Annotated in this window: 7 protein-coding genes; 3 read left to right on the top strand and 4 right to left on the bottom strand. The window is 76.4% G+C overall.

Features of this window, described 5'->3' with window-relative positions:
• Positions 1–10: 10 nt before the first annotated feature.
• The 3 genes from ACZ6I1_RS30655 to ACZ6I1_RS30665 all read right to left on the bottom strand — a co-directional run bounded on the left by ACZ6I1_RS30655 (position 11) and on the right by ACZ6I1_RS30665 (position 3,327).
• Positions 11–1,087 (bottom strand): RNA ligase (ATP), encoded by a 1,077-nt coding sequence (locus tag ACZ6I1_RS30655; protein ID WP_469292152.1) that lies wholly within the window; start codon positions 1,085–1,087, stop codon positions 11–13.
• A 133-nt stretch (positions 1,088–1,220) separates the two neighbouring features.
• Positions 1,221–1,976, bottom strand: coding sequence for a peptidoglycan-binding domain-containing protein (locus tag ACZ6I1_RS30660; RefSeq protein ID WP_469292153.1), 756 nt, complete (start codon positions 1,974–1,976; stop codon positions 1,221–1,223).
• A gap of 73 nt (positions 1,977–2,049) precedes the next feature.
• A complete protein-coding gene (locus ACZ6I1_RS30665) occupies positions 2,050–3,327 on the bottom strand; it encodes an MFS transporter (protein WP_469292154.1) in 1,278 nt (425 codons plus the stop codon).
• A gap of 191 nt (positions 3,328–3,518) precedes the next feature.
• On the opposite strand from ACZ6I1_RS30665, the gene ACZ6I1_RS30670 reads away from it, so the two are divergent.
• Positions 3,519–3,965 carry a hypothetical protein gene (locus ACZ6I1_RS30670; protein ID WP_469292155.1) on the top strand — a complete coding sequence of 149 codons (447 nt, stop codon included), beginning with the start codon at positions 3,519–3,521 and terminating at the stop codon, positions 3,963–3,965.
• A 5-nt stretch (positions 3,966–3,970) separates the two neighbouring features.
• Here the strand turns inward: ACZ6I1_RS30670 and ACZ6I1_RS30675 are convergent, their stop codons facing one another.
• The gene (locus ACZ6I1_RS30675; protein ID WP_469292156.1) at positions 3,971–4,267 is read right to left on the bottom strand and encodes a hypothetical protein; all 297 of its coding nucleotides are present in this window, start codon (positions 4,265–4,267) and stop codon (positions 3,971–3,973) included.
• 109 nt (positions 4,268–4,376) lie between these two features.
• Here ACZ6I1_RS30675 and ACZ6I1_RS30680 point away from each other — a divergent pair, with 109 nt between their 5' ends.
• Positions 4,377–4,829: a hypothetical protein gene (locus ACZ6I1_RS30680; protein ID WP_469292157.1), complete on the top strand. Its 453-nt coding sequence runs from the start codon at positions 4,377–4,379 to the stop codon at positions 4,827–4,829.
• 429 nt (positions 4,830–5,258) lie between these two features.
• Positions 5,259–5,774 (top strand): GNAT family N-acetyltransferase, encoded by a 516-nt coding sequence (locus tag ACZ6I1_RS30685; protein ID WP_469292160.1) that lies wholly within the window; start codon positions 5,259–5,261, stop codon positions 5,772–5,774.
• Positions 5,775–6,175 lie beyond the last annotated feature (401 nt).

Genomic DNA, 6,175 nt, shown 5'->3' on the forward strand with positions numbered 1-6,175 from the left:
CGGGCGGCCGTCACTCGTACTCGGTGCCGCCCTTGCGGGTCAGGTACGCCGGGCTGACCGCCTTGGCTATCGCGCGGCCGCCCACGACCGGGCTGTAGCGCTCCGCCGCCGGGCGGATGACGACCCCCTCGCGCAGGTGCAGGCCCCGCCCGGACACCGTCTCGCGTCCGCTGGCCACCTCCAGCACCTTGTCGAGCTCGTAGGGGCCCTCGTACAGGCGCGGCACGACCGGCAGTTCACCGTCCGCGAGCACCGCCACCGGGTCGAGCCACCGCACCTGCCCGTCGATCTCCGCGGACACGTCGAAGACCGCGTACCCGGGCGGTGTGTCGGCGGTGCGCACGTCGGTCCCGTACGCCAGGTCCTGGACGCCCGCCCCGTACACCTCACCGAAGATCCCGACTCGCGACGCGCCCAGCCGTGCGGCGAGCCGGGCCGCGACCGCCGGTACGCCGTGACCGCGTACGGCCCGCCAGTACACGTTGCGCTCGTCCTCCGTCAGCGCGAGCCCCTTCGCGCCGAAGCCCTTCGAGGAGACGAGCACCCGCTCGTCCTCGGCGACGTACGTGAACAGGCAGGCGGTGCCGTGCAGTTTCTCGGTGAGGACGACGGGCTCGCCGGGCTCGAAGATGTGCGGATAGCGCTGGAGGTTCTCGATGTCCACCCACGGCATCAGGTCCGGGGCCGACTCGACGTCGCCGTTCATCGTGGTCGGGACGGGCGGCGCCCATTTGGTGATGCCGAGCAGCTCCGCGAAGTCCCTGCCCTCCTTGGCCGCCTGCACCAGGTCGACGCCGGCGAGCGCGCGCGGCCGGCACACCAGCCCCTGCGAGAGCTCCCCGCGCAGCCGGACCGCCTTGACGCGGTCGGCGGAGCTCCCGGCGAGCCGCCCGGTCAGGCCCAGCTCCTCGATCAACACGGCGGGCAGCACCGCCTGCTCGGGTATGTAGAGGGCGAAGTCACCGCTGCGGTAGGCGCCTTTGGCGACCACGGCACGGTAGAGGCCCACTTGGGCCAGCTCCAACGCATCGGCGTTCGGATGCTCGTGGACGGTCAGCTCTTCGACGGTGACGCGCAAAGTCGACATGGAAGGTCCCCCTCGGACGTGCGGATGTCGCGTTGACCGCTACTCTCGGCGCCGCCCTTTCCACTGGTCCAGCGGTTTTCCCCGAGGCAGCATGGGGCGGGGTGTGTCGTCGGGTTCGCGCCGTCCGGGGTCGTCAGCCGAGCGCGGCCCGGGTGGCCGGGCCGTAGACGCCCGCCGGGTCGCCCTTGATGTCCCGGTCGCGCTGGAGCTGGCTGACACCGCGCTTGGTCTGGCCGTCGTACACGCCGGTGACCGAGACGTACGTGAACCCCTGCCCGAAGAGCAGTTCCTGCAGGGCCCGCACCTCGGGCCCGCGGTCGCCCATGCGCAGCGTCGCCGCGGGGACCGACAGCCGCGCCGCCGAGGTGCTCGGCGAGGGCGGCTTCGTGCTCTGGCCGGCGGACGGAGCGGAGGCCGTGGGCGAGGCGGACGCCGAGGCCTTGGCCGAGGGCGCGCCGGACCGTGCCGAGGCGTCGGGCCCGGGCTCGCCCGCGCCCGGACTGCGTGCCGGGAGCACCGGTACGGACAGCTCGGGCGGCCGCCCCGAGCGGGGCGGCGGCTCCTCGTCGGAGCCGGTCAGCAGGAAGACCATCCCGCCGGCCGCGGCCAGCACGAGCAGGCTGCCGAGGGCGGCCACCCGCCCGCCGCCGCTCCTGTCGCCGCCGCGGGGAGCAGGGGCCGGAGCGGGCGGGGCGGCGGGCGCGGCGGTGCGGGAGGACGGTGCCGGGGCCGGGAACGGGAGCGGCCCCGACTGCGGCCAGGCGGGTGTCGCCGTCGACGGGGAGGGCCCGCCGGAGGAGATCACGTACGGGCGTACGAACAGATGGTCATCGGGGCCGCCCGCGCTCTCGTCGGAGGCGTGGGCGTGGTGTCTGCCCGGCTGGGACATCTGAGGCCTCTCCGAAACGCTGCTCGAGCGGTGGTTCCGATCGGCGCACTCTCGCCCTCCACGACGGCCCAGGTCAAGCCTGGTGTCCGCTCTGCCCCTGTGCATCCTTTCTGCCGGACTGCGGGCGGATCGACGTGGCCCAGACGGTGCACGCGCCCAGCAGCATCAGGGCGGCTCCGCCGAGCGGGGCGGCGGGGGCGGAGAGCCCGTCGACCGCGAGGCCGCCGAACAACGCCCCCGCCGCTATGGCCAGGTTGAACACGGCCACCATGAGCGAAGTGGCGGCCTCCGCCGAGGCCGGGGCGGAGGTGAGCATCCAGCGCTGGAGGCTCACCGAGACACCCCCGTACGCGAGCCCCCAGGCGAGCAGCAGCGCGGTCCCGGCGGCGGCTCCCGGGAGGACGGCGATCAGCGCGAGGATCACGGTGAGGCAGGCGCTGACCGTGAGCAGCGTACGGTGCGCCCCGCGGGCCCCGGCCAGGAAGTTGCCGGCCACGCCCGCGACGCCGTACCCGAGGAGGAGGGTGCTCACGTACGCGGCGTCGATGCCGGAGACGTCCTGGAGGACGGGCCGTACGAAGGTGTAGGCGGCGAACTGCCCGGTCACGACCAGGAAGGTCACGACGAGCCCGGCGCGGACCCCGCGGTTCGCGCGGAGCAGGGCGGGGAGCCGGGCGAAGGTGAGGTGCCCGGTCGGCGGCAGCGGGGGCAGCAGCAGGATCAGTGCGGCCAGGGTGACGAGGCCGAGGGCGCCGACGGCCGCGAAGGCGGTGCGCCATCCACCGAGCTCCCCGAGCAGGGTCCCGGCGGGTACGCCGAGCACGGAGGCGGTGGGGACGCCGCCGAAGACCAGCGCGGTGGCCCGGCCGACGTGGTGCCCGGGGACGAGCCGTACGGCGAGCCCGCCCGCGATGGCCCAGAACCCGCCGACGCCGACCCCCACCAGCACGCGGGCCGCGAGAACGACGGTGAAGCCGGGGGCGAGGGCGGCGGCGAGGTTGGCGGCGGCCATGAGGGCGATGAGCACGCAGAGCACGAGCCGCCGGTCGAGCCGGCCGGCGCCGACGGTGACGAGGGGCGCGCAGAAACCGGCGACCAGCCCGGGCACGGTGACCATCAGCCCCGCGGTCCCGGCGGAGACGCCGAGATCGGCGCCGACGGGGGTGAGCAGGCCGACGGGCAGCAGCTCGGAGGTGATCAGGCAGAAGATCCCCAGCGCGACGGCGCAGACGGCCGCCCAGCCCTTCCAGGCGGGCCCGCCGCCGGGCGGCCGGAGGTCCGGGGACGGACGGGGCCCGGTTTCGGGGCCGGGGTTCGACGCGGGGGTGCCGGGCGCGGCGGCTGAGCTCATGGATCGGTTCTCCGTACGGGCTGGTCGGCGGGCAGGACTCGGCGGCGCGGGGCGCCGGAGGTCGCGCCTCCTCCGTCACCCGCACTGCCGTTCCAATCCTCCGGCGGCCCCGCTCATTCCCGGGCGCCGCCGTCACCCGGACGCGTGAGGCGGAGGGCCTGGCCGGCCTGCCCGTACGGCAAGGTGGTCGGATGCAGTTACGCCGGGCCGTGCCCCTCTCCCTCCTCGCGCTCCTGGCGACCGCCGGCTGCGTCTCCGTCGGCCCGCAGGATTCGGCTCCGGGGCCGTCGCGCGGTTCCGTACCGCCCGCCGGCGCGCCCGATGCACCACCGCTCGCGCCCCTGCCGCCGCCCCTGCCGTTGCCGTTGCCGTTGGGTGAGCTGCCGGCGGCCGCGGCGGACGTCCCGGCTCCGGATCCCCTGGGGGCGCGGCCTCCGGCGAGGGCCGCCCGGCCGCCCGCCTCCCGGCCGGCGAAACCGGCGGCGCCCGCCCGGCGCCCGCGCTCCGCCAAGCCCGCGCTTCCCCACCCGGTGCGGCGGCCTGCCCCGCCCCCCGGCGTGGACGAGCTGTGCGCGGCGGCGGAGGGAGCTGTTCCGCCGTCCATCGTCGATCTGTGCCTGCGCCAGTACGGCCGCTGACCGGCTCAGGGGCGGCGGCCGCACGCGGCGGCGCACCGGCGGACCGTGTCACGGCGGGCCGTGCGCAACCGGTGCACCGTGCTGCGGCCGCGGCGGCGCCATTCGCCGCGGGGCAGCGCGGCCCGCTGGCCGCCGCCCGCGATGAGGGCGTTGACCGGGGTCATCGGGTCGGCGGCCATGGCCTTGGCGAGCAGCACCCCGACGACGAGCGGGACCAGGGCGACGGCCAGGGCCGAACCGGCGGTGGTGACGTGCTGCATGCGCGGGCGGGCGGGCGCGGTGCGGGGGGCCTCGGAGATCATGGTCCCATTCGACCAGCGGCGGCGCGTCGGGGAATCGGCGCGGATACTCAGGCCGTTGGGCACAACGTACTCAGACGCGGGATGCGCGGAGGGATGGTGGGGTGGGGTGATGGCGGTTCCCGGCCGGGGCTTCGAGCCCGCGACGGGTGACGGCCCGGCCGCGCCGGACGCCGGCCGGGCGGCGGAGCTGCGTACGGCGTACGAGGGGCTGCTCCAGATCCGCCGTCTGGTCAACGGCCCGGCGGGCGAGGGGGTTCCCGCGCCGTGGGAGGTACGGCAGCCGCTGCGCGCCGTGGCCCTCGTACTGGAGGCGTCGGGTATCACGCCGTCGGCGGCGGATGCGGAGGGCCGGCCGACGCGGACGGGCTACCGGGTGGCGTCCGGCCCGGAGCCGGGGCGGGTCGAGGTGACCTGGGTCGGCCCCAAGGGCGGCGGCGCCGCCGAGGAGGAACAGGAGCGGCTGACGGCGTGCGCGGCCGTACTGGAACGACTGGGCTGGGTCTGCCTCCTCTACCGGGGCCCGCGCCGGCGCCGCTTCCTCGAGGTGGAACCCCCGCGCTGACCGCCGGTGCCTAGGCTGACCCGATGCCGTCGGCCGGTTAATCCGGTGGTCCGCGCCGCCCGGGACCGCGACACTCTCCGGATGGGCATGCTCGACGCACTGGCGGACCGCATCGGCCGGGGCGAGACCGTGGAGTTCCGGCCGACCGGCGGATCCATGGCGCCCCTGATCCGCAGCCGTCAGCTCGTCCGGGTCGCGCCGGCCGACCCCGTGCTGCTGGAGGCCGGCGACATCGTCCTGGCCCGCGTCTCGGGCGCGGTGTACCTCCATCTGGTGTCGGCCGTGGACGGCGCCCGCCGACGCGTGCAGATCAGCAACAACCGGGGCCGCGTGAACGGCTGGACCGGGCACGACCGGGTGTTCGGGATCTGCCTGGCCGTGGACGGCGTCCCCCGCCCGGGCGCGGCGGGCAAGGTCCGCCGGTCCCCCCTGCGGCCGCCCGTGCTCCCCGCACGGCGTCTCGACCTGGTCCCGCTGCGCCCTTCGCACGCCGGCGAGATGGCCCTGGTCCTGGCCGACCCGGGACTGCACGCCTTCACCGGCGGGGCGCCGCTGTCGCCCCGCGCGCTGCGCGTCCGTTACGAGCGGCTCGCCGCCGGCTCTCCCGATCCCGCGGTCGTCTGGGCCAACTGGGCGCTGCGGCTGCGCGCACAGGGGCGGCTGGTGGGCACCGTGCAGGCCACGATCGTCCCGGCGCTGGACCGGGCCGAGCTGGCCTGGACCGTCGGCACGCCCTGGCAGGGGCACGGGTTCGCCACCGAAGCGGCGCGGGCCCTCGCGGACTGGCTGACGCGGCTTCCCGTGGGCCTGCTGGTCGCTCACGTGCACCCGGACCACGCCGCCTCGGCGGCCGTCGCGGCGGCCTGCGGGCTGCGCCCGACCCCGTACCGCCAGGACGGCGAGATCCGCTGGGAGTCCGCCGGCCGCGGCCTCAGCCCAGGGTGAGCAGGACGACGTCGTGCCCCGCCCCCAGTGGGCGGGGTCGATCACGTACGTGACCTCGCGTTCGCCTGGCGGTCCGAACACGGCGGCGTGCCCGGCCACGACCCCGTCGGCGAGGATCGTGCGCAGCGTCACGGCCGGATCGTTGCGCACCTTCGCCCACTGCGTGTCGAAGGCCGCCCGGTCGTAGTGGTACGTCCGGGTGATCGCCGTCATCTGCTGGAGCCGCGGGTCGGTCAACTGCCCCCAGAAGACGTCCAGGTCGCTGTCCCGCGTCTCGCGCAGCTCGATCTCCATGCGCCCCACCCTACGATCCGGCGCGGCGGGGGGGGGGGGGGGGGGGGGGGGGGGGGGGGGGGGGGGGGGGGGGGGGGGGGGGGGGGGGGGGGGGGGGGGGGGGGGGA

The organism is Streptomyces sp. NPDC046303, from assembly GCF_055588085.1.